Source organism: Flavobacterium tibetense (assembly GCF_003293845.1).
GTDB lineage: Bacteria > Bacteroidota > Bacteroidia > Flavobacteriales > Flavobacteriaceae > Flavobacterium > Flavobacterium tibetense.
Genome location: NZ_QLST01000037.1, coordinates 1 through 1,975 on the forward strand (window position 1 = coordinate 1; position 1,975 = coordinate 1,975).

Sequence of the window (1,975 nt, forward strand, 5' to 3'; positions counted from 1 at the left end):
TATTTTGGACAAATCGCAGTAGACGATGCACACCATGTTATTACTGGAGCGTGTTCTGATTTTGCAGACAAGCGCGATAGTCAATGTTTAGAAAAAATTGTGGAACTTATCGAAGAAAACCTAAACGAAAACGACATTGAATTAGAAGAACTTTTAGCCGATGGCGGTTACAGCAGTGGCGAAGCGTTGGCGTATTTACATAAAAAAAATATTGATGCCTACATTCCTAACTTCGGGCAATACAAACCCGAGCGCGAAGGTTTTACCTTCAACAAAGAGGAAAATTATTACCAATGCACTAAACCCGAAGGCAACCAAGCCAAACTCCTTTTCAAAGGCGAAAAAACGGATAGTAAAGGCTACACCAAACGCACGTACCGAAGCAGCGAGAGTGACTGTAAAAACTGCCCACTCAGAGAACAATGTTGTGGCAAAAGCACTAAGTTTAAAAAGCTAGACGATAGCATCCACAAAGAACATTACGACCGTATGCATCAAAAACTCACACAAAATGCCAAATATGCCAAAAAGATGTCGAGAATACGAAGTAAAACAGTCGAACCTGTGATTGGAACCTTGGTCAACTTCACGAACATGAAACGAGTCAACACCCGAGGCATCAAAAACGCAAACAAACATGTACTCATGGCAAGTTTAACCTACAACTTGAAGAAATACTTGCGTTTTACCATCAAAAAACCAAGTGTTTTAGCCCAAGTTATTTCCTTAAAACAAGGGAAGTGCTTTGCTTTTATAAAAACGGTCTATCAAGACTTTATAATTTCAAATTTAAGCAACCAAAATTTTAGAATTTTGTACAGGAACTAAAAAGACAAACCTCGCTTAAAAGTGTTTAAACGAGGTCGGAATTTTATGTTTTTTGAGATTTTATTTTAAAAAATAGTAGTTGTGCAACAGTTACCGTTGTTGTACACAGTTATTTTATTTTTCAATTCTTTCCCATTCAGATAATTCAATATCTGGTATTTCATTTTTGGTTTTAATTCTACCATCACAGTGTTGATAATAAATTATATCATTTTCTGATTCACTTATTTCTACATCACAAATTGGAATATTTAATTGGGCTAAAATAAATTTTCTATCTTCAAGAGTTTTATATTTCGTTTCACCATAATTTAGGTTGATTATTATTTTTGAGTCATCTTCTATTTTATAGGTTTTTTTAAATGGTTTGCACTTTATTCCATAAACATTAAGAGTGATTTTGTCATTTTTAATTTTTTTTGAACAAACTTTAAAATTACTAATTCCGTCATAATCTCCGTAAATGATTCCGATACGTTCGCCATTAGATTTGATTTCAATTACAGATGCAATTATAATATCATTTGATTTTTTTTCAATTGTTTGAAATTCAATTTCAATCATTTTGTTAGAAACCAAATCTTGAGCTTTCAATTGAAAAGCTATTGAAATTAAAATAAAAAGGTTTAATATTTTCTTGATTTTCATAATTGTGTACAACGTTCTGTGGCTTGCTCTCAGTGGCGTTGAACCAACACCAAGCCATTACAAATATAACAAAACATTCCATTCAGCAGCGGATTTTCCGTAGGAAGATCCGGAAGTAGCCATTGAAGCAAACCGCTGTGCATGTTGCACAACTCAAATATACAAAAACTTGCATAAAAAAGAGATAATTTGTAAATTTATTCATGCAAGGAAAGAAAAGTTTTACCCCACAGTTATTTGTTTCGGTTAATTTGTTGGACATGGTTCCAGTGGATAATTTTTACAGAAAATTGTTAACCGAACTTGATTTACATTTTATTTATAAAGCTACCCAAAAGTATTATGGTAAAGAAGGTCAAGAGAGTATAGATCCTGTTGTTTTCTTCAAGATTTTGTTGGTAGGTTATTTGAATAACATCAACTCCGATAGACAATTAATTGCTTTTTGTAGTGATAGTTTATCGATACGTTTGTTTTTGGGTTATGATGTTCATGAGTC

General features: G+C 32.9%; 3 protein-coding genes. 2 read left to right on the forward strand and 1 reads right to left on the reverse strand.

The genetic code is table 11. The annotated features are described in order from the left end of the window. Window positions 1-828, forward strand: an 828-nt coding sequence (locus DPN68_RS12960) for a transposase (RefSeq protein ID WP_239987041.1), incomplete at its 5' end; no start/stop codon positions are given. Between the two features lie 114 nt (window positions 829-942). Here the strand turns inward: DPN68_RS12960 and DPN68_RS12965 are convergent. Next, complete coding sequence (locus DPN68_RS12965) at window positions 943-1,476, reverse strand: hypothetical protein (protein ID WP_113990042.1); 534 nt, start codon at window positions 1,474-1,476, stop codon at window positions 943-945. Between the two features lie 203 nt (window positions 1,477-1,679). On the opposite strand from DPN68_RS12965, the gene DPN68_RS12970 reads away from it, so the two are divergent. Continuing rightward, window positions 1,680-1,975, forward strand: a 296-nt coding sequence (locus DPN68_RS12970) for a transposase (protein WP_162298406.1), incomplete at its 3' end; no start/stop codon positions are given.